This window comes from Actinomadura verrucosospora (genome assembly GCF_039540335.1).
Classification (GTDB): Bacteria; Actinomycetota; Actinomycetes; order Streptosporangiales; family Streptosporangiaceae; genus Spirillospora; species Spirillospora verrucosospora.
This window is the reverse complement of the sequence record NZ_BAABEV010000001.1, coordinates 217,434-235,580: the sequence shown is the minus strand read 5'-3', so window position 1 is coordinate 235,580 and position 18,147 is coordinate 217,434. Positions and strand designations below refer to the sequence as shown.

General features: G+C 73.2%; 19 protein-coding genes. 5 read left to right on the top strand and 14 right to left on the bottom strand.

All coding sequences use genetic code 11. The annotated features are described in order from the left end of the window. The first annotated feature begins 236 nt into the window (after positions 1–236). Positions 237–1,322: a magnesium and cobalt transport protein CorA gene (locus ABD944_RS01215; protein ID WP_345171387.1), complete on the top strand. Its 1,086-nt coding sequence runs from the start codon at positions 237–239 to the stop codon at positions 1,320–1,322. Position 1,323: 1 nt separating this feature from the next. Here ABD944_RS01215 and ABD944_RS01210 read toward each other — a convergent pair whose 3' ends face one another. From ABD944_RS01210 to ABD944_RS01200, 3 genes are all read right to left on the bottom strand, one after another. Beyond that, positions 1,324–2,166, bottom strand: coding sequence for a glycerophosphodiester phosphodiesterase family protein (locus ABD944_RS01210; protein WP_345171385.1), 843 nt, complete (start codon positions 2,164–2,166; stop codon positions 1,324–1,326). A 68-nt stretch (positions 2,167–2,234) separates the two neighbouring features. Further along, positions 2,235–3,518, bottom strand: a complete 1,284-nt coding sequence (locus tag ABD944_RS01205) for an adenylosuccinate synthase (RefSeq protein WP_345171383.1) — start codon at positions 3,516–3,518, stop codon at positions 2,235–2,237. Between the two features lie 119 nt (positions 3,519–3,637). Continuing rightward, on the bottom strand, positions 3,638–4,729 hold the full coding sequence (locus ABD944_RS01200) for a response regulator transcription factor (protein WP_345171381.1): 1,092 nt from the start codon (positions 4,727–4,729) through the stop codon (positions 3,638–3,640). A 121-nt stretch (positions 4,730–4,850) separates the two neighbouring features. On the opposite strand from ABD944_RS01200, the gene ABD944_RS01195 reads away from it, so the two are divergent. Beyond that, positions 4,851–6,287, top strand: a complete 1,437-nt coding sequence (locus ABD944_RS01195; protein ID WP_345171379.1) for an FAD/NAD(P)-binding protein — start codon at positions 4,851–4,853, stop codon at positions 6,285–6,287. Here the strand turns inward: ABD944_RS01195 and ABD944_RS01190 are convergent. From ABD944_RS01190 to fbaA, 7 genes are all read right to left on the bottom strand, one after another. Continuing rightward, positions 6,274–6,696 (bottom strand): DUF3151 domain-containing protein, encoded by a 423-nt coding sequence (locus tag ABD944_RS01190; RefSeq protein ID WP_345171377.1) that lies wholly within the window; start codon positions 6,694–6,696, stop codon positions 6,274–6,276. The two genes, ABD944_RS01195 and ABD944_RS01190, sit on opposite strands and share 14 nt — an antisense overlap. A 39-nt stretch (positions 6,697–6,735) precedes the next feature. Further along, positions 6,736–7,260, bottom strand: coding sequence for a GNAT family N-acetyltransferase (locus tag ABD944_RS01185; protein WP_378188085.1), 525 nt, complete (start codon positions 7,258–7,260; stop codon positions 6,736–6,738). A gap of 51 nt (positions 7,261–7,311) precedes the next feature. Beyond that, positions 7,312–7,917: a TIGR03086 family metal-binding protein gene (locus tag ABD944_RS01180; protein WP_345171373.1), complete on the bottom strand. Its 606-nt coding sequence runs from the start codon at positions 7,915–7,917 to the stop codon at positions 7,312–7,314. 117 nt (positions 7,918–8,034) lie between these two features. Further along, positions 8,035–8,886 (bottom strand): maleylpyruvate isomerase N-terminal domain-containing protein, encoded by an 852-nt coding sequence (locus tag ABD944_RS01175; RefSeq protein WP_345171371.1) that lies wholly within the window; start codon positions 8,884–8,886, stop codon positions 8,035–8,037. Positions 8,887–8,978: 92 nt separating this feature from the next. Then, on the bottom strand, positions 8,979–10,013 hold the full coding sequence (locus ABD944_RS01170; RefSeq protein WP_345171370.1) for a carboxymuconolactone decarboxylase family protein: 1,035 nt from the start codon (positions 10,011–10,013) through the stop codon (positions 8,979–8,981). 212 nt (positions 10,014–10,225) lie between these two features. Then, on the bottom strand, positions 10,226–10,675 hold the full coding sequence (locus tag ABD944_RS01165) for a winged helix-turn-helix transcriptional regulator (RefSeq protein WP_345171368.1): 450 nt from the start codon (positions 10,673–10,675) through the stop codon (positions 10,226–10,228). A gap of 72 nt (positions 10,676–10,747) precedes the next feature. After that, entirely contained in the window at positions 10,748–11,770 is a 1,023-nt protein-coding gene (gene fbaA / locus ABD944_RS01160; protein WP_345171366.1) for a class II fructose-bisphosphate aldolase, read from the bottom strand. Positions 11,771–11,939: 169 nt separating this feature from the next. Here fbaA and ABD944_RS01155 point away from each other — a divergent pair, with 169 nt between their 5' ends. Both ABD944_RS01155 and ABD944_RS01150 read left to right on the top strand, forming a co-directional pair. After that, entirely contained in the window at positions 11,940–12,665 is a 726-nt protein-coding gene (locus ABD944_RS01155; RefSeq protein ID WP_345171364.1) for a DedA family protein, read from the top strand. Between the two features lie 72 nt (positions 12,666–12,737). Next, positions 12,738–13,139, top strand: a complete 402-nt coding sequence (locus ABD944_RS01150; protein WP_345171829.1) for a RodZ domain-containing protein — start codon at positions 12,738–12,740, stop codon at positions 13,137–13,139. On the opposite strand, the gene pyrE is transcribed toward ABD944_RS01150, so the two are convergent. Continuing rightward, on the bottom strand, positions 13,136–13,672 hold the full coding sequence (pyrE, locus tag ABD944_RS01145) for an orotate phosphoribosyltransferase (protein ID WP_345171362.1): 537 nt from the start codon (positions 13,670–13,672) through the stop codon (positions 13,136–13,138). The genes ABD944_RS01150 and pyrE overlap by 4 nt on opposite strands. Positions 13,673–13,731: 59 nt before the next feature. On the opposite strand from pyrE, the gene ABD944_RS01140 reads away from it, so the two are divergent. Continuing rightward, the gene (locus tag ABD944_RS01140; RefSeq protein ID WP_345171360.1) at positions 13,732–14,256 is read left to right on the top strand and encodes a lipase family protein; all 525 of its coding nucleotides are present in this window, start codon (positions 13,732–13,734) and stop codon (positions 14,254–14,256) included. Between the two features lie 38 nt (positions 14,257–14,294). Here the strand turns inward: ABD944_RS01140 and ABD944_RS01135 are convergent, their stop codons facing one another. From ABD944_RS01135 to ABD944_RS01125, 3 genes are all read right to left on the bottom strand, one after another. Further along, complete coding sequence (locus ABD944_RS01135) at positions 14,295–14,942, bottom strand: tetratricopeptide repeat protein (protein ID WP_345171358.1); 648 nt, start codon at positions 14,940–14,942, stop codon at positions 14,295–14,297. A gap of 81 nt (positions 14,943–15,023) precedes the next feature. Next, positions 15,024–16,358, bottom strand: a complete 1,335-nt coding sequence (locus ABD944_RS01130; protein ID WP_345171356.1) for an NYN domain-containing protein — start codon at positions 16,356–16,358, stop codon at positions 15,024–15,026. Between the two features lie 276 nt (positions 16,359–16,634). Further along, positions 16,635–17,978, bottom strand: coding sequence for a sigma-70 family RNA polymerase sigma factor (locus ABD944_RS01125; RefSeq protein WP_345171354.1), 1,344 nt, complete (start codon positions 17,976–17,978; stop codon positions 16,635–16,637). Positions 17,979–18,147 lie beyond the last annotated feature (169 nt).

The following is an 18,147-nucleotide window of genomic DNA, read 5'->3' as shown; positions in this document are numbered from 1 at the left end:
GGCTGGTAGGCTGCCACGGGCTTGACCGCCCGCTGTCGAGGTGCCCCGAAAGGAGGTGGTCGGGATGAGTCCTGGTGATACTTGCAGTTCGCCGGAGAACCCTCACAGTCCGAACCGGACTGTTCCACCGTCCGCCTCCATCTGGCGCCCGGCCGACGCTCTCGCGCGCTCCCTTCGCTGACCAGCCTGGGTTGAGCGCGCGCTGCGTGCGTGGCCGGCGGGTTAGGAGCACCTCCATGGCCATGACACGAGTCCGCCCCGGCCGCGTTCTGTTCAAGACGCGCGGCCGCCCCAGCGGCGTGCAGGCTCCGAACCGCGATTCCGCCGTCATCGACTGGGCCGCCTACATCGACGGCCACCGCGTCTGCACCGACACCATCCCCGACGCCGTCCGCCTCGTCCGCGACGGCCGGCTCACCCCCGAGGGCGACAGCGCCGGCTTCGTCTGGGTCGGCCTCCACGAGCCGTCCGCCGGCGAGCTCTCCGACCTCGCCGAGGTCTTCGGCCTGCACCCCCTCGCCGTCGAGGACGCCATCCACGCCCACCAGCGCCCCAAGCTCGAACGCTACGACGACGTCCACTTCGTCGTCATGAAGACCGTCGGCTACGTCTCCAGCGGCCCCGGCGGCGCCGAAGTCGTCGAGACCGGCGAGATCATGCTGTTCTGCGGCCCCGACTTCGTCGTCACCGTCCGGCACGGCGCCCACGGCGCGCTCGGCCCCGTCCGCCGCGACCTGGAGAAGGACCCCGCCCGCCTCGCCCTCGGCCCCGCCGCCGTCCTGCACGCCGTCACCGACCGCGTCGTGGACGGCTACGTCGGCGTCGCCGACGCCGTCATGGAGGACATCGACGAGGTCGAAGAGGCCGTCTTCTCCCCCGAGCGCACCGACGAGTCCCGCCGCATCTACCGGCTCAAGCGCGAGGTCATCCAGCTCAAGCGCGCCGTCGGCCCGCTCGCCGGCCCCCTGCGCAACCTGACCGGCCGCCGCTTCGTCCCCGCCGAGATCAAGGAGTACCTCCGCGACGTCGAGGACCACCTCACCCGCGTCCGCGAGCAGGTCGAGTCCTACGACGAACTCCTCAACCCCATCCTCCAGGCGCACATGACCCAGGTCACCGTCGCCGACAACAAGGACATGCGCAAGATCTCCGCCTGGGGCGCCATCTTCATGGTCCCCACCGCCATCGCCGGCGTCTACGGCATGAACTTCGACCACATGCCCGAGACCCGCTGGCAGTACGGCTACCCCATGATCCTCAGCGTCATCTCCCTCGCCTGCTTCGCCCTCTACCGAGGCTTCCGCCGCAACGGATGGTTGTGAGCTAGACAGCGGGGGTTGGTGTTTGGAGGGCTAGCAGGACGTCTGGGTGGTCGGTGACTATCGCGTCTGCGCCTTCGTGGATGAAGCGGGTCATGTCCTCGGGGGTGTTGACCGTCCAGACGATGACCGGGAGGGCCAGGGAGTGGGCCTGGTCTATCAGGGCGGGGGTGGCGATCTTGTGTTCGGGGGAGACGGCGGTGGCGCCCAGGGCGAAGGCGGCGGCCACCGGGTCGGCCGGGGAGTGGCCTGCGAGCCAGGCGGTTTCCGGGGCGAGGGTCTTGCGTTCCATCAGGGCGACGCGGCCCAGGTCCGGGTAGTGGCGGCGGGCCTCGGCCAGGACGCGCCAGTCGAAGGCCAGGAGCTGGGAGCGTCCGGTGCAGCCGAAGGCCTTCAGGACGGCCGCCGCGGAGGCGGTCAGGAGCTCCACCTCCTCGTCGGTCCAGGAGGGGTCCGTCTTCAGCTCGACGGAGAGCCCGACGCCCGTGGGGGCCAGCAGGGCGCACGCCTCGGCGAGCGTGGGGATGCGGGTGCCGGGCATCGGGGCGGCCGCGCAGCTGAGGCCCGCGTCGAGCGTCCGCAGCTGGGCGAGGGACAGCTCGCGGACGGGCCTGCCGACGTAGGGGTAGGCGGGGTCGTCCGGCCAGGCGGGGCCCGTGTCGGCGAGGACGGCGGGGGAGACCACCTGGTCGTGGCCGAGGACGACCACGCCGTCCGAGGACAGGCCCACGTCCAGCTCGATCACGTCGACGCCGAGGTCGAGGGCGTGGGCGAAGCCGGGCAGGGTGTTCTCCGGACGGAGGCCGCGCGCCCCGCGATGTCCGTGCACCTCGACGGAAGAGATCACCGAACGCACGCTACCGCCCGTGACCGAACGCCCAGTGAGGAACGGGTGAGCGGGAGGGAAACGCGAGGTCAGACCAGGGGCCTGAGCGAAAGGGTCTGGTCGCGGCCGGGGCCCACGCCGATCGCGGAGATCTGAGCGCCGGACATCTGCTCCAGCGCCCGGACGTACGCCTGCGCGTTGGCGGGCAGGTCCTCGAACTTCTGGGCGCGGGTGATGTCCTCCTGCCAGCCGTCCAGGTACTCCAGGACGGGCTTGGCGTGGTGGAACTCGGTCTGCGTCGTGGGCAGCTCGTCCACCCGGACGCCGTCGATCTCGTAGGCGACGCACACCGGGACCCGGTCCAGGCCGGACAGGACGTCCAGCTTGGTCAGGAAGTAGTCGGTGATGCCGTTGACGCGGGTGGCGTAGCGGGCGATCACGGCGTCGAACCAGCCGCAGCGGCGGTCGCGGCCGGTGGTCACGCCGTACTCGCCGCCGGTCGTGCGCAGGTACTCGCCCTGCTCGTCCAGCAGCTCGGTGGGGAACGGGCCGGACCCGACCCGGGTCGTGTAGGCCTTGAGGATGCCGATCACGCGGGTGATCTTGGTGGGGCCGACTCCGGAGCCCGCGCAGGCGCCGCCGGCCGTGGGGCTGGACGACGTCACGAACGGGTACGTCCCGTGGTCGATGTCCAGCAGCGTGCCCTGCGCGCCCTCCAGCAGGACGACCTTGCCGTCGTCCAGCGCCTTGTTCAGGACGAGGGTGGTGTCGGCGACGAACGGCTTGAGGCGCTCGCCGTAGGCCAGGTACTCCTGGACGATCGGCCCGGTCTCGATGCGGCGGCGGTTGTAGACCTTCGTCAGGACCTGGTTCTTCTCGCGCAGGGCCAGGTCGAGCTTCTGCGTGAGGATGTTCGGGTCGAACAGGTCCTGGACGCGGATGCCCATCCGGTTGATCTTGTCGGCGTAGGTGGGGCCGATGCCGCGGCCGGTGGTGCCGATCCGGGCCTTGCCGAGGTAGCGCTCGGTGACCTTGTCGAGGGCGCGGTGGTGCGGCATGATCAGGTGCGCGTTCGCCGAGATCAGCAGCCGCTCGCAGCCGATGCCGCGGTCCCGCAGGCCGTCGATCTCCTGCAGCAGCACGGCGGGGTCGATCACCACGCCGTTGCCGATCACGGGGACAACGTCGGGCGACAGCACTCCGGACGGCAGCAGGTGCAGCGCGTAGCTCTTGTCGCCGATGACCACGGTGTGGCCCGCGTTGTTGCCGCCCTGGTAGCGGACGACGTAGTCGACGTCCCCACCGAGCAGGTCTGTCGCCTTGCCCTTGCCCTCATCTCCCCACTGGGCACCGACAAGAACGATGGCAGGCATGCCACTTTCCCTTCCCACGACGAAGGCCCCGGTCGCCGCAAGCGCGAAGGGGCCTCTTGCGATCAAAGCGTACCCGCAGGCGGGCGACAAAGAAACCGGAGGCGGCCGATGGCCGCCGGTCACCGGCCTCGGCGCGGCCAGTAGTTCTCTGCGAACAGCTTCGCGACCAGCTCGCCGCGGCTCGACACGCGCGTCTTGGCGAACACCGCCTTGACGTGGTCGCGGACGGTGTGCGGGGAGATGACCAGTTCGGCGGCGATGCCGCCGGTGGTCAGCCCGCGCGCGATCAGCTGGGTGATCTCCAGCTCGCGGGCGGACAGGCCGTACGCCTCCGCGATGACCGGCGCCATGTCGGAGCCGGCGGCCGGCTGGACGACCACGGCGGTGGGGCCGGGCGAGCCGGGGACCCCGTCCATGCAGGAGGCGTGGACGACGAGCCACTGGCCGTCGCGGGTGCGGATCCGTACGCGGGCCGCTCCGCGGTCGCGGCCGGCGGCGACGGCGCGGGCCTGCGCGGCCGTCGCGGCGAGCCAGACCGGCAGGGGCGGGCCCAGCGGGGACGGGACGGACGGGCCGTCCGGGAGCCGGGAGAGGAGGTCGCGCGCCTCGTCGTTGATCGAGAAGGGCGTGCCGGCCGGGTCGAACAGGATGAGCCCCGGGTCCTGCCCGGCGGCCCCGGCCGGCGGCCGGACGGGCCGGGCCAGCTCGCGAAGGCGGTCGGCGAGGGGCGCGGAGAGGCCCGCGACGAGGGAGACCTCCGCGGGGCCGAACGGCTCCCGGCCCTTCTCGCGGAACAGGCTGACGACGCCCCAGGGCCGGCCGCCGGTCCGCAGGACGGCGCGCAGCTCGTCCCCGATCCCCTGGCGGCCGAGCAGCCTGCGGTACTGCGCGCTGCGGGCGGGCAGTCCGCCGGTGCTCGCCACGAGCCCGGCGGCCGGGACGGGGGCGCGGGCCAGGTCGCGGTAGGGCAGCACGGTCTCCTCCAGGAGCGCGCACTCCCAGTAGGCGAAGCACTGCTCGCCCCGTCCGAGGTTCTCGACCAGCATCGGCGCGGTGATCAGCCCGGTCTCCGGGTCGGTGGCCGACCACGCGGCGGCCTGGAAGCCCAGCAGCCGTCCGAGCCGCGACGAGGCGCCCGCGAACAGGCCGCCCGCGTCCCGTGCGCGTGCGGCCCGGTCGAGGAGGGCCCGCCGTTCCCGCTGGTCGATCACCGCTCCAGTCTGCCCGCCGTGCGCGGCGGGCGGACCCCCTCAGATGGGGGATCGCGGTCCGGAGCGATCCCCTGCCGGCGGGGGATGGGGCGGGCTCGGCCAGGCGGCGAGGCTCGGCGGCATGGACATCGCGATCATCGGGGCGGGTGCGGCGGCCGTCGCGCTGCTGGACGCCCTCGACCCCTCGGACATCCGCTCCGTCACCGTGTTCGACCCCTCGCCGTCGCCCTGGCGCGGCCGTCCCTACCAGCCGGACCTGGACTCCGTGCTCGTCAACGCCCCACCCGAGATCATGTCGATCCGGCACGGGGACCGGGAGCACTACGCGCGCTGGCTGGACGGGGACGCGCACGCCGGAGCCCACACCGACGAGCGGCTCGGCCGCCCGATCCCGCCGCGCGCCGTGTACGGGCGGTACCTGGCGGACACGGCGGAGGCCGCGCTCGCCCGGTTCGCCCGGACGGAGCTCGTCGGCGCGGTGGTGACCGGGGTGTCCCTCGCGGGCCGCCCGGTCGTGCGAACGGCGGACGGACGCAGCCACCCCGCCGACCAGGTCGTCCTGTGCGTCGGCGGGGGCGTCCCTCGGGACGGCTACGGGCTGGCGGGCGCGCCCGGCTTCGTCGCCGACCCGTATCCCCTGCGGCGGACCCTCGCCGGCGTCCCGCCCCGAAAGAACGTGGCGGTCATCGGGACCGGCCTGACCGCGGTCGACATCGTGGCGTCACTGGCCGCGCGCGGGCACGCCGGCAGGATCAGCATGGTCTCGCGGAGCGGGACCCTCCCGTTCGTCTGGCAGCGTCCCCTTCCGACCGACCTCCGGTACCTGGCGCCCGACCGCCTGCGGTCCCTGGAGGGGCCGGTCCGGCTGGCGGAGTTCACCGAGCTGATCCGCATGGAACTGGCGGCTCACGGCGAGAGCTGGGACGCCCTCGCGGCCTGGATCGCCGAGGCGCCGGGACGGGACCCGGCTGCGAGCCTGCGCGAGCAGCTCGCCATGGTGGACGCGCCGCGGCTCGGCCGGCGGATCGTGCAGGAGGCCGCGCACACCGCCGGTCCGGTCGCGTGGCGGCTGCTCCCGGCGAGTGACCGGGAGCGGCTCCGCGGCCGCCACTTCCGGACGATCACGAGCGCGGCCTCGCCGATGGTGCCCCGCAATGCCGCGCTGCTGCTGGAGCTGTTCGAGGCGGGGACGCTGGAGGCGCTGTCCGGGGTCGAGAAGATCGAGGCGGGGTCCGCGTTCGAGATCACGCATGCGGCGGGCGTCCGCACCGCCGACATCGTGATCAACGCGGTCAACCCGCCGCCGCACGCGATCCCCCGGGCGGCCGAGCCGCTCGTCTCGTCGCTCCTGGCCCAGGGCGCGGTGCTGGACCCGGACGGCGGCCTCGCCGTCGACCCCGGTACGGGACGGGTCCTCGTCGGCGGACGGCCCGATCACCGCCTGCACGTGGCCGGCGACCTCGCCGGCGGCGGACCCTTCCTGGTGTCGGGCATCCCCGGCGTCGCCGCCCAGGCGTCCCGGGCGGCGCGCTCGATCGGTGGGGTCAGGAGCCGTTGAGGGCGTCGGCGGCCTCGGCGCTGCTGTCGCGGAGGAACGTCCTGCAGCGCTCGGCCTCGGAGTCTTCCCCGATGGCGGCGGCGGCCCGGGCGAGGGCGTGCAGGGCGCGCAGGAAGCCGCGGTTCGGCTCGTGCTCCCACGGGATGGGGCCGTGGCCCTTCCAGCCCGCCCGGCGCAGCTGGTCCAGCCCGCGGTGGTAGCCGGTGCGGGCGAACGCGTAGGAGTCGATGACGCTGCCCTTGGCGAAGGAGCGGTCGGCCAGCTCGGCCCACGCGCCCGGGTGGTCCGGGTGGCGCGCGGCGACCTCGAACGGGTCGACGCCCTCCTCCAGGGCCGTCCGGGCTTCGGGGTTGTCCGGAAGTTCGGTCGGAGCGGGGCCGCCGAGCAGGTTCTGGGTCATGCCGGTCATGGTAAGCGGGCGCCCCCCACCGGATTCAACCGGCCGGGGTCAGGCGGGCACGGAAAGCGGCAGGCGGAAGCGGGCGGAGCCGCCGTCCCTGGAGGAGCGGGCCGCCGGCCAGCCGCTCCGGACGAACATGAGCGCCTGCCGGTTGGTGAGGATGACGTCCGCGCCGAACTCGGTGACGCCGCGCCGTCCGGCGAGCTCGGACAGGCAGCCGACGAGGGCGCGGCCGAGGCCCCGGCGCTGCCAGGGGTCGGCGACCAGGACGGCGAGGTCGGCGCGCCAGGCCCGCGTCGCGTCGCGGACGTATTCGGCGATGCCGAGGATCTCGTCCCCGTCCAGCGCGACGAGGGCCTCGCGGTCCCAGTGGTCGAGGCCCTCCAGGAGGCCGACGTAGTGGTCGGGCAGGCGGGGCGTGCCGGAGAAGAAGCGCATGTAGAGGCTCGCGGCCGACAGGCGGTCGGACATGCGCCGGACGCGGTCGCGGTCGGTGACGCCGTACGGGCGGATCCGGACGTCGTCGAGCACGGTGTCCATCCGGGCGACGGTGCGCCCATCGAGTTGCTTCACACAACTCATTGGATCGCAGAAAGTTGTGTGAAGCAACCTCGGCGCGCGTTCTCAGGTCGCCGGACGGCGGCCGAGGAAGGCGACGAGACGGTCGCCGGGCATCGCGTGCGGGCCGGGGTCCACCGGGTCGCCGAACAGCGGCAGGCGGCCGCAGGGCGGCGCCAGGGTCCGCCACACGTCCAGGAGATCGGTGGCCAGGTCCGGAGGAATGGGCCGCGCCGCGCCGGTCGCCTGCGCCACGTCCCAGCCGTGCACGGCCGCCTCCAGAGCCCCCGCGCCGACCACCGCCTCCACGGGGAGGCAGCGGTCGCCGATCGCCGCCGTCCCCGCGGCGCCGTCGGGGCGGCGGGAGGAGGCCATGGTGTGGCGCAGCACCCGGACGGCGTGGACGCGCAGCGCCGAGACCGGGTCGCCGGCCGGTTCGACCGGGGCCGGACGGATGCCGACCCGGCCCGCGGCCAAGCCCTCGTGCACCGCCGCAAGGGAGTCGCCGATGTGCAGCAGCAGCGTGTTGAGATTCCATGCCGCGCACGGCGTCGGGTGCGTGAGCATCGGCCGCGCGACGTGCTGGACGGTGGTCAGGAGATAACCGATCGAGCGCTCCAGGATGCACGCGTCGGATCGCAGGGGCGCCGATGCGCCGGTCGCCTCACGCATTCGGCTCCTCACCTCGCCGGGATGATCACATGTACAGACCCGCGCGGCGGCGAGAAATCATCGGCGGCCGTTGCCGGTCCACCTCGTGAGGGGCGGTGAAAAGCGCGGCGTCGCCGTTTACGAGGGAAGACGCACGATCCGCAGGAATGCGGGGAGGACCCAGGGCCGCCGGCCCCGGATGACGACCTTGCGGCTCAGCACCGCCCGCGCCCTGCCGATCCGTCCGAACAGCATCAGGTTGAGCGCCGTCGGATCGAAGAAGAGCCGCACGTCGGGGCGGCCGTCCGGCTCCTCCACGGTGACGAACCCGTCGGTCATCGCCATCACCACGGGGGCGGTGTGGTCGGAGCGGAACTCGACGGAGATCCGCCCGGCGGGCGCGGGGCCGTGGCCGTCCAGCAGCCGTCCGTACCCGTACTCGGTCACCCCGACGAGGAACATCTCGAAGAAGGGGGCCGCCTCCCGTGACGGGACGTGCCAGGGCCTGCGCAGGGGCCGGGCCATGTCCCGTCCGTGGATCTGGAGCTCGTTGAGGAGGTGCGCCAGCAGCCCGCCGAGCGGGACGCGCGAGCCGCCCAGCCAGGGCAGCGCCGTCGTCGGATCCGCGTCCCGCGTCGCCGTCAGGATCCGGTCGACATCGCGGACCAGGAGGTCGGCGAGCGCCCGCGGATCGCGCTCGGGGAAAAGGCGCAGCAATTCCTCGTTCGCGGCGTCGACCGTATCGACGATCGTGCTCCGGACGAGTTCATCGGGCACGGCCAGGGGATCGTCGCACCCGGCGGGATCGACCATCTGGTGATAGAACCGCGCGAGAGTGGCGACGTGCGCCGCCGTATCGGTGACGGTCCAGGTGGCGGTGGCATTCGCGTCCGAACCGGGCGAGGTCAGCAGCTCGGCGAACCGGTCGCCGGTCTCGCGCAGAAACGTCCGGGTCGCCGCCCAGTTCTCTTCCGTAAGCCGAACCACCATGGCCAGATGGTCGCAATTTCCATCGAGCCCGGCAAGCTTTCAAAAAGGGGGACCGAATTCCGCGAAACGGCCCGTAACTCCGGCGGCCCGGCTCAGGCCGCCGCCGCCCGCGCGGCGGTGAACGCGGCCCATGCCAGGCATTCCAGCAGGCGGGCGTCCGCACCGTCGTCGCGGCGGAACTCCGCGATGACCGCCGGGCCGACCCGGTGCGAGGCGAGCGCGGTCAGCAGCACGAGCCGTCCGGCGGGACGGTGCGCCGCCGGAAGCCCGGCCACGGCCGCGTCGATCCGCGCGGGCTCGGCCGTGCGCCCGTCCCACCCGGCGAGCTCGGCGGCCAGCAGGTCCCGGACGGGCGCCGGCACCACCCGCTCGCCCGCCCGGTCGATGACGGCCGACGCGCGCGCGAGCGCATCGGCGATCACCTCGTTGCCCGCCGTCCAGGGCGGCGCGCCGGACGCCGGCGCGGCCGGCAGCAGGCCGAGGGAGTCGCCCGGCGCGTGCCGGGCGCGCGAGCTCGCGGCCATCAGGCGGCCCACCACCCGGCTGATCGCGCCGTGCGCCCGTGCCGGGGCCTTCGGGGGGAACGGCGAGTCGCCCAGGAAGATGTTGACCATCCGGTTGTAGTAGTGGAAGGCGAAGGCGGTGCCGACGATCTCGGGCGCCTGCTCGGGCGGGAACGGGCGCCCGGGCGCCCCGGGCGTGCCGAACCGCTCGCCCCACTCGGCGATCGCGCGGATGCGCGGGTCGCGCACCTCGCCGAGCCTGCCCGCGGCGATCGCGGCGGCGTCGCGCCCGCGCACGAGCCCGTGCAGCGTGGTGCTGTGCGCCGCCACGCAGTAGGGGCAGGAGTTGCCGAGCGACACCGCCGCGGCGGCGGCCTCCTTGGCCGCGCGGTCGGCCTCCCCCGGCACGACCAGGGTCTCGCGCAGCATCGTCCACACGGCGGCGAGCAGGTCGGGGACGGGGGAGTGCAGGATCACCGGCGGCGCGAGGATGCCGAAGTCCCGTTCGAGCTGGCCGTAGACCCGCGCGACCAGCCCCCGGGCGGCCGCGTGCCGGACGACTGAGACGTGCGCGACCTGCGCTTCCGCCCCGCGCCGCGCCGCCCGGACCAGACTGCTGTTCATCGCCGAACCACGCCCTGCCGTCCTCGGTGCGCGCCTGGGCTCGGATGGTACCGACGGAGACCGGGAAGCACAGCCGCTCCCGCGACCGCCGCGAGCACTCCGGGAGCATCTCGGGCCGTCCGGAAAGGGACCGCCATGACGGGAGACCGGCTCGGGGGCGTCCGGCGGAACTAGGGCCCGGCTCGAAGGGGGCCCGGACTCCGGAACACGGCCTAGGCGCTCGGGCCGGGGCGGGGGGCGACGTCGGCGGGGCCGAGGTGCGCGCCGCAGGAGCCGCACGTGAACGCGGGGGTCAGCGCGCCGTCGCAGCCCCGGTGCCCGATGATCAGCGGCGGGCCCTCCGGCGCGTAGTGGCGGTCGCCCCACATCATCAGGGTCATGACCGCGGGCCACAGCTCCACGCCCTTGCGGGTCAGCCGGTACTCGTGCCGCTCCGGCCGCTGCTGGTACGGGACGCGGCGCATGATGCCCTCGTCGCAGAGCCGGTTGAGCCGGTCGGTGAGGACGTTGCGGGCCACGCCCAGGGCCTGCTGGAAGTCGTCGAAGCGCCGCACGCCCTGGAACGCGCTGCGGATCACCAGCATCGTCCAGCGGTCGCCGACGACCTCCAGCGAGCGGGCGACCGAGCAGTTCTGCGAGTCGTACGTGCGGGGCAGTGCCACGCTTCGGAGCCTACCCGCGTTTCGTCAGGCAACGGGCATGGCCGGGGGCCCTGCGGCCCCCGGCCCGCTCCGCTACTTCAGCTTCTGGCCGGCGGACTGGAGGTTCTCGGCGGCCTGGACGATGCGGGCGGCCATCGCGGCCTCCGCCGCCTTGCCCCACGAGCGCGGGTCGTACTGCTTCTTGTTGCCGACCTCGCCGTCGACCTTCAGCACGCCGTCGTAGTTGCGGAACATGTGATCGGCGACCGGGCGGGTGAAGGCGTACTGGGTGTCGGTGTCGATGTTCATCTTGACGACGCCGTACGACACCGCCTCCCGGATCTCCTCCAGCGTGGAGCCCGAGCCGCCGTGGAACACCAGGTCGAACGGCTTGTCCTTGCCGTACTTGGCGGCGACCGCGTCCTGGATCTCCTTGAGCACCGCGGGACGCAGCTTGACCGAGCCCGGCTTGTAGACGCCGTGCACGTTCCCGAACGTCGCGGCCAGGATGTAGCGGCCCTTCTCGCCCACGCCGACGGCCTCGGCGGTCGCGAGCGCGTCGCCGGGCGTCGTGTAGAGCTTCTCGTTGATCTCGTTGGCGACGCCGTCCTCCTCGCCGCCCACGACCCCGATCTCCATCTCCATGATGATCCGGGCCTTGGCGCACTCCTCCAGGAGTTCGGCGGCGATCCGCAGGTTCTCGTGCAGCTCGACGGCGGACCCGTCCCACATGTGCGACTGGAACAGCGGCTCCTCGCCGCGCGCCACCCGCTCCTGCGAGATCTTCACCAGCGGCCGCATGAAGCCGTCCAGCTTGTCCTTCGGGCAGTGGTCGGTGTGCAGGGCGATGTTCACCGGGTACTTGGCCGCCACGACCCGGGCGTACTCCGCCAGCGCGGTCGCGCCCGTGACCATGTCCTTCACCGTGGAGCCGGACAGGTACTCGGCTCCTCCGGTGGACACCTGCACGATGCCGTCGCTCTCGGCCTCCGCGAAACCGCGCAGCGCGGCGTTCAGCGTCTGGCTGGACGTCACGTTGATCGCGGGGAAGGCGAAGCCGTCGCGCTTCGCACGGTCGAGCATCTCCGCGTAGACCTCGGGCGTTGCGATGGGCATTGTCAGCGTCCTTTCATACGCAGGGTGCCGCCGGGCATCCGGCCGGGCGGTAGCTCCCGGACGTCCGCGTACCCAGTGACTGCCCAGGTCACGCGGTTTCCGGGTCGGGCATGCCGTCCGCGCCCAGTATCTCGCCTAATCGGAGCGTGGGGAAAGGTACGCTCGCTGTGTGGATCTCACTGCCCTTCCCCTTGACATCACCGAGTGGCTGCACCCGACCGCATGGCTGCAGCTTTTCGGCACATTCGCGACGATCGGCGTGCTCGCCATCATCTTCGCGGAGACCGGCCTGCTGATCGGCTGCATCCTTCCGGGCGACTCGCTGCTGTTCACGGCGGGGATCCTCACGGCGGTCTCGACCGTCAACGGCCAGGACTTCCAGCCGCTGTCGCTGCCCTGGCTGCTGATCGGCGGGCCGGTGGCGGCGATCGCCGGCGCCCAGCTCGGCCACTTCCTCGGCGCCCGCTACGGCCGCAAGCTCTTCGACCGGCCGGACTCGCGCATCTTCAAACAGGAGTGGGTGGAGAAGGCCGAGTACTACTTCAACCGGTTCGGCCCCGCGAAGGCGGTGGTCCTTGCCCGGTTCATCCCGATTGTCCGGACGTTCCTCAACCCGCTCGCCGGGATGCTGGGCATGGACGCGAAGAAGTTCTTCGTCTGGAACGCGATCGGCGGCATCGTCTGGACGGACGCGCTGTTCCTCCTCGGCCACTTCCTCGGGTCCGAAGTGCCCGACGTTGAGAAATACATCCTCCCGGGCGTAGCGGTCATCCTGGTTCTCTCGGTCATTCCGATCATTCGGGAGGTCCTGAAGGGGCGCAAAGCGGACCACGGTCCGAATAAGAATGGTCCGGAAGAGTCCCGTCCGTCGCTCAGCGGTGACAGTTATCGCTAACCTCCCCATGTGGGACGTCACCGGTCGGACCCTAGGGGTCTCGCGCGCATACTGATCGCGGCCTTGGCCGTGATGGCCGCCTTGGCCCTGCTCATCGTCGGGGGCATGGCCCTGGTCAACGCGATCATGAGCGAGCCCGACAAGAAGGGACCCGCGACGGGTGCATCGCCATCGGGTGACGGCGGGCGGACGACGCCGAGCAGCAACGAGACCACGACCTCGCCGACGGCGCCGCTCCCCCTGGTGATCCGCGTGACCGGCCAGCCGACGACCGTCGTGGTCCGGGTGGCCGACGCCGGCGGCAAGGTGCTCGCCAACAGCACGCTCAACACCGGCGACACCCTCCAGTTCAAGGAGGCGCCCCTGCAGGTCGTCGCCCTCAACGGCGGCTCCCTGCAGGTCGCGATCTACGGCAAGGTCCAGCCGCGCGAGCCGAACGGCCAGCGCGCCCAGTGGCTCGTCAAGGCCCGCTAGCCGAGACCGAGGTCGGCGACCTCGTAGGGGTGCCGGTACTCCAGGCCCTCCTCGGCGATCCGGCCGGCCGCGCCGCGCTCCAGGATCGTCGCGACCGCCACCACCTCCGCCCCCGCCTCGCGCAGCGCCTCCACCGCCGTGAGGACGGAGCCTCCGGTGGTCGAGGTGTCCTCCACGGCGAGGACCCGGCGCCCCGCCACGTCCGGCCCCTCGATCCGGCGCTGCAGCCCGTGGGCCTTGCCCGCCTTGCGGACGACGAACGCGTCCAGGGCCCGGCCGCGGGCCGCCGCCGCGTGCAGCATCGCGGCGGCCACCGGGTCCGCCCCGAGCGTCAGCCCGCCCACGGCCTCGTAGTCGAGGTCCGCGGTCGCGTCCAGCATGACCCGTCCCACGAGCGGGGCCGCGGCCCCGTCCAGCGTCACCCGGCGCAGGTCCACGTACCAGGACGCCCGCTTCCCGGAGGACAGCACGAAGTCGCCGTGCACCACGGCCTTGTCCTTGATCTTCTGCAGCAGCTCATCACGATCGCTCACGTGCAGAACCCTATTGACCCTGCGTACGCGCTCCGTCCCCGCCGTGTACGGTTCGCGGGGTGACACCCGGAACCGTCGTCCTGCTGCACGCCCCCGGCGCCACCGCGGCCTCCTGGGGCGACCTTCCCGAGATGCTCCGCTCGTACGGCCTGGACGTCGTGGCGCCGGACGTCCCGGACGACTCCGGCCCCCGCTACATCGCCCGCGTCTCGCTCACCATCACCGCGACCGCCCCGGTGCCGCCGCTCGTCCTCGTGGCGCACGGGGCCGCCGGCCCCCTGCTGCCCGGCATCGGCCTGGCGCAGCGCGCCGCCCACCGCGCCGTGGGCGGCTACGTGTTCGTCGACGCCGATCTGCCCCGCCCGGCCCGGCACGACCACGACGCCCCGCAGGACGACCTCCCCACGGCCCCAGATTGGCCGGAGGCGCCCTGCGGGTACCTCCGGACCCATGCGGACCGCTCCGCCTCCCCGGAGCACGACCAGGCCGTCAGAGAGGCTCGGCTACGCGGCTGGCCCGTGACCGAACACGAACCCCCCACCGCCGCCGCCCAATCCCTGAGCGAACTCATAGCCCGCTTGTGAGGAAGCCTGAACGGGGCGGCTCGTGACAGGGCCCTGAGTTACCCGTTCTTCAGAAGGTCGTCGAGGAGGGCGTCGTAGTCGTCTTCGCTTCGGCCCAGGTCGATGCGGGCTCGGTAGCGGAGGCGCAGGAGGGCCTCAAGACTGTCCTCGGCCAAGGCGACGTCGTCCGGGCCGGGGGTGAGGGAGTCGGCGTCCGGGGACGGCGCCTCGTCGGGGCCGCCGCCCATGCCCGTGCCCACGGCGCGGTCGCGGAGTTCGAGGACGACGTCGGCCCCGCTGGTGGCCCACTCGTGGGCACCGGTGGCGTCGCCCTGGGCGTAGAGCACCTCGGCTACGGCGCGGTACACCTCGGGGTCGCGCGGCTTGTCGGCGCGGATCTGGTCGACCAGGGCGCGGGCCTCGTCCCCGCGGCCCAGCTCGAAGAGCGCGTCGGCGAGGTAGGCGCGCGGGTCGCCGTAGGTCTCGCCGCCGTCCTCCATGGCCCGGCGGTACAGGTCGGCGGCCCGGGCGTGGTCGCCGGCGTGCTGCCACTGCTCGCCCGCCCGCAGCAGGACGTTGGCGCGTGAGACTCCGCCGGACACCGACTCGGCCAGCTCGGACAGCCTGCGGGCCGCCGAGATGTGATCGCCGGTGCGCAGGGTGTCGAACTCCAGGTCGTCGAGATCGTCTTCCGTCACATGCGTCACGGTTCAACGCTACCCGGCGCCGCCCGGCCGAAGCGGGCGAATCGATGATGATCGTGGAATACCGGGGCTAACGACGTCAGGTCACCTGCGGGAACGTTCGAGCGCGTCCCAGAAGCCGCGGCGCAGGGCGTGGCGGACCTCGTCGTGCAGCAGGAAGTCTATGGGCAGCGAGGAGCCCTGCAGGAGCCGGGCCTCGAGGTCGGACGGCATGCGCGGCTTGCGGGCGAGGACCGCCTCCAGCCACAGCGCGGGGGCGTCGCGGGCGACGGACTCGCCGAAGTCCTGGCCTTCCTGGTGGGCGGCCTTGACGGCGTCCGAGAGGGTCGGGGTCTGCTGCACCGGGACGGGGGAGATCTGCTGCGGGCCGGTGTAGGGGCCGTGCTGGCCGCCGGACGGCGACGGCTGCGGCTGGAGCGTCTGCGGGGGAGGCGGCGGGGAGGGCGCCGGGATGGGGGACGAGGTGTACTGCGGGCTGGGGGCCGGCGGCGCGGGCGGAGACGGGGCCTGCGTCGAGGACGGCCCGGCCGGGGCGGGATTCGGCGGGAGCGGCAGCCCGCCGGTGCCGTAGGACGATCCGGCGAGCCCGCCGCCCGTGCCGCCGGGCAGCGGCATGGGCCCGGTGCCGATGCCGTGCCCGCCGGTCGGGGAGGACCCGCCGCCCAGCCCGCCGGTCATGGCCGGGCCGAGGTCGCGGACCGCCGGGGCCGGCGGAGGGGCGGGCGCGGGGGCCGGGGTCGCGGGCGGGATGCTCAGCGGGGACGCGGGCGGCGGCCCGTTGCCGGCGGGGCTCTGGAGCGGGCCGAGCGAGGAGGCGTGCCCGTTCGTGCTTCCGTGCCCGTTGGACAGCGGGCTCGTCCCGAGCGAGGAGCCCCCGTCGACGCCGGTGAGCAGGTTGACATAGGGGCGCAGGTGGCTGGAGCCGATCTCGATGAGGTCGTCGCACTCCTGGCGCAGCACCCGGGAGATCGTCCAGTTGCCGTCGACGGCGACGTGCACGACCGTGACGCGGACGCCGAGGTCCTGCGCGTCCGCGACGACCTGGGCGAGGTCCTCGTCGCCGCTGACCAGGACGGCGTCGGCGAGCGCCGAGTTGCGGGCCAGGGCCATCAGGTCGCGGTGGATCTCGGTGTCGACGCCCTCGCGGCGGCCGGGGCGGATGCGGCCGAGCCGCAGCTTGAGGCCCGGCAGGTCGGCCAGCGCGTCGTGCTCGGGGTTGCGGCGCCCCTCGACCGTCGCCTCGTACCAGTAGCAGCGCAGCAGCGGCATGCCGGTGCGCTCCCTGGCGAGGTTGCCGAGGAGTTGCAGGAGGCCGCCGAAGTCCCACGAGACGGTCTCGCGATGGCGCGTGCCGTGTACCGCCATGGCACCGTCCGCCAGCAGGTAGCCGGCGTCCACGAACAGGGCGCAGCGATCCATGCGGCACCGCCCTTCCTCAACACGGGAGCTCACAGCGTGCCCATTTCGGCGTAGCGACCCCGGGCGCTTATAGCGTAGTGAAGCCCGTCTGCCCGGTAGGCCGTTACGGCGATTCGCCACTCTTTCATGGCAAGCCGCCGGTTGGCGACTCCTCGGTAACAAGGATTCGGGAGCCGCGGCGGACGCTACCAGCCCTTCAGGCTCCGTCCGGCCCTTCCGAAGGATCTTTACGGGAAGAATCAGATGGCGGGGTCAGTGCAGGCGTGCCCGCGACCCTCACTTCAACCCGGGAGGGCGGCCGTGACCGCGGGCATCGCCGTGGGAGGCGGCGCGGTGCCGTATGAAGCGGATGTCGCCGCCTGGCGTGTCGAGGTCCAGGTGGACGCGCACCTCGACCGGCAGCAGCGGCACCCGCACTTCGATGTGGACCAGCAGGCCTCCAGGGCGTTCGACGGGACTGGGCGGGGCCGGGGCGGACTCGGAGGGCCTGCCGACGTGCGGCGGTCTCACCCGAGGCTTCGGCGCCGGGCGGGGCGGCGTGGCCCGGGGTGCGGCCGCCGGCCGGACGGGGGCCTGCTTCTTCGCGAGCGGCTTCGCCGCCGGCGGCCTGACCGCGGGCGGTTTCGCGGCGGGCGGCCGGACGGCGGGCGGGGCGACCGGCTCGGCGGCGGCGGGCGGCGGTGTGCGAGGCGGGGGGACGGGCCGGTCGTCGGACACGAGCGTCAGGGCGAGCGCCACCGCGCAGGCGGCGGCCACCACGGACCCCGCGAGCACCTGCTGCCGGCCTTTGGGCAGATGCCGTGCCCACAGGAGGAAGCCGCCCTTGGACGCCAGGTAGGCGGTGCCCGCCGAGCCCAGGACGAGCGGCCCGATGACGTCGCGCAGTGCCGTGTTCACCTGCGCCAGTTCCGTGTGGAGGCCCTTGCAGCGCTTGCAGCCGTCCAGATGGCGCCCGACCCGGCGGGAGTCGCGGCCCGGCAGCGCGTCGCGAACGTAGGCGCCGAGCTTGTCCAGGACGGGACGGCACGCGTCGCCGGGGTCGAGGCCGTCGAGGTGCATCTGGAGGTAGGCCTGCCGCAGCCCCTCGCGGGCCCGGTAGGCGAGCGCGGCGGCGCCGTTCGCGGTCAGGCCGAGGATCGGGGCGACGTCGGCGGGCTTCTCGTCCTCGACCTCGGTGTGCCAGAGGACGGTCTGCCACCGCTCGGGCAGCGACAGGAAGGCCCGCGCGACCATCGAGCGTTCCAGCCTCTCGACCGCGGGGTCGTCGAAAGGCTCCTCGACCTCGTACGCCTCGATGTCGCCGGTGTGGTGGACGCGCCGGTCGGCGCGCTGCCGGTCGTAGACCGTCCGCCGGACGGCCGTGAGCAGGTAGGGCCGGAAGCCGGAGTCGGGCCCGCCGCCGCGCCTGAGCACGGAGAGGACCTTGGCGAACGCGTCCTGGACGGCGTCCTCGGCGGCGTCGCGCCCGGCCAGATGGCCGGCGAGCCCGCGCGCGGCGGGCAGGTGCCGCTGGTAGAGCGTGCCGTAGGCGGCGTCGTCGCCCTCGCGGGTCCGGGAGATGAGTGCGGCATCGCTCGGCTCGGCGCCGCCGGGCGCCGCCACCTCGTCCCCTGGTCCCATGCTTGCTCATTGTGACTGATTGACCACCTGTTGTCGCTCATTTTGGTCACAGATATCTGCGGGAGCCGCGTCATAGCCGGGACACGGCGCCGTTGGAGGGGTGTGGACGGCGTCTGGGCGGGGTCGTCCACGCGGCGGGTGCGTTCGTTTCATCGAGGGGGTGAAACGA

Bases quoted from the DNA above. Each gene is read 5' to 3' on its own strand.
- ABD944_RS01215 (WP_345171387.1), top strand. From the start codon at position 237: ATGGCCATGACACGAGTCCGCCCCGGCCGCGTTCTGTTCAAGACGCGC.
- ABD944_RS01205 (WP_345171383.1), bottom strand. From the start codon at position 3,518: ATGCCTGCCATCGTTCTTGTCGGTGCCCAGTGGGGAGATGAGGGCAAG.
- ABD944_RS01195 (WP_345171379.1), top strand. From the start codon at position 4,851: ATGGACATCGCGATCATCGGGGCGGGTGCGGCGGCCGTCGCGCTGCTG.
- ABD944_RS01190 (WP_345171377.1), bottom strand. From the start codon at position 6,696: ATGACCGGCATGACCCAGAACCTGCTCGGCGGCCCCGCTCCGACCGAA.
- ABD944_RS01180 (WP_345171373.1), bottom strand. From the start codon at position 7,917: ATGCGTGAGGCGACCGGCGCATCGGCGCCCCTGCGATCCGACGCGTGC.
- ABD944_RS01175 (WP_345171371.1), bottom strand. From the start codon at position 8,886: ATGGTGGTTCGGCTTACGGAAGAGAACTGGGCGGCGACCCGGACGTTT.
- ABD944_RS01170 (WP_345171370.1), bottom strand. From the start codon at position 10,013: ATGAACAGCAGTCTGGTCCGGGCGGCGCGGCGCGGGGCGGAAGCGCAG.
- fbaA (WP_345171366.1), bottom strand. From the start codon at position 11,770: ATGCCCATCGCAACGCCCGAGGTCTACGCGGAGATGCTCGACCGTGCG.
- ABD944_RS01150 (WP_345171829.1), top strand. From the start codon at position 12,738: ATGGCCGCCTTGGCCCTGCTCATCGTCGGGGGCATGGCCCTGGTCAAC.
- ABD944_RS01130 (WP_345171356.1), bottom strand. From the start codon at position 16,358: ATGGATCGCTGCGCCCTGTTCGTGGACGCCGGCTACCTGCTGGCGGAC.
- ABD944_RS01125 (WP_345171354.1), bottom strand. From the start codon at position 17,978: ATGGGACCAGGGGACGAGGTGGCGGCGCCCGGCGGCGCCGAGCCGAGC.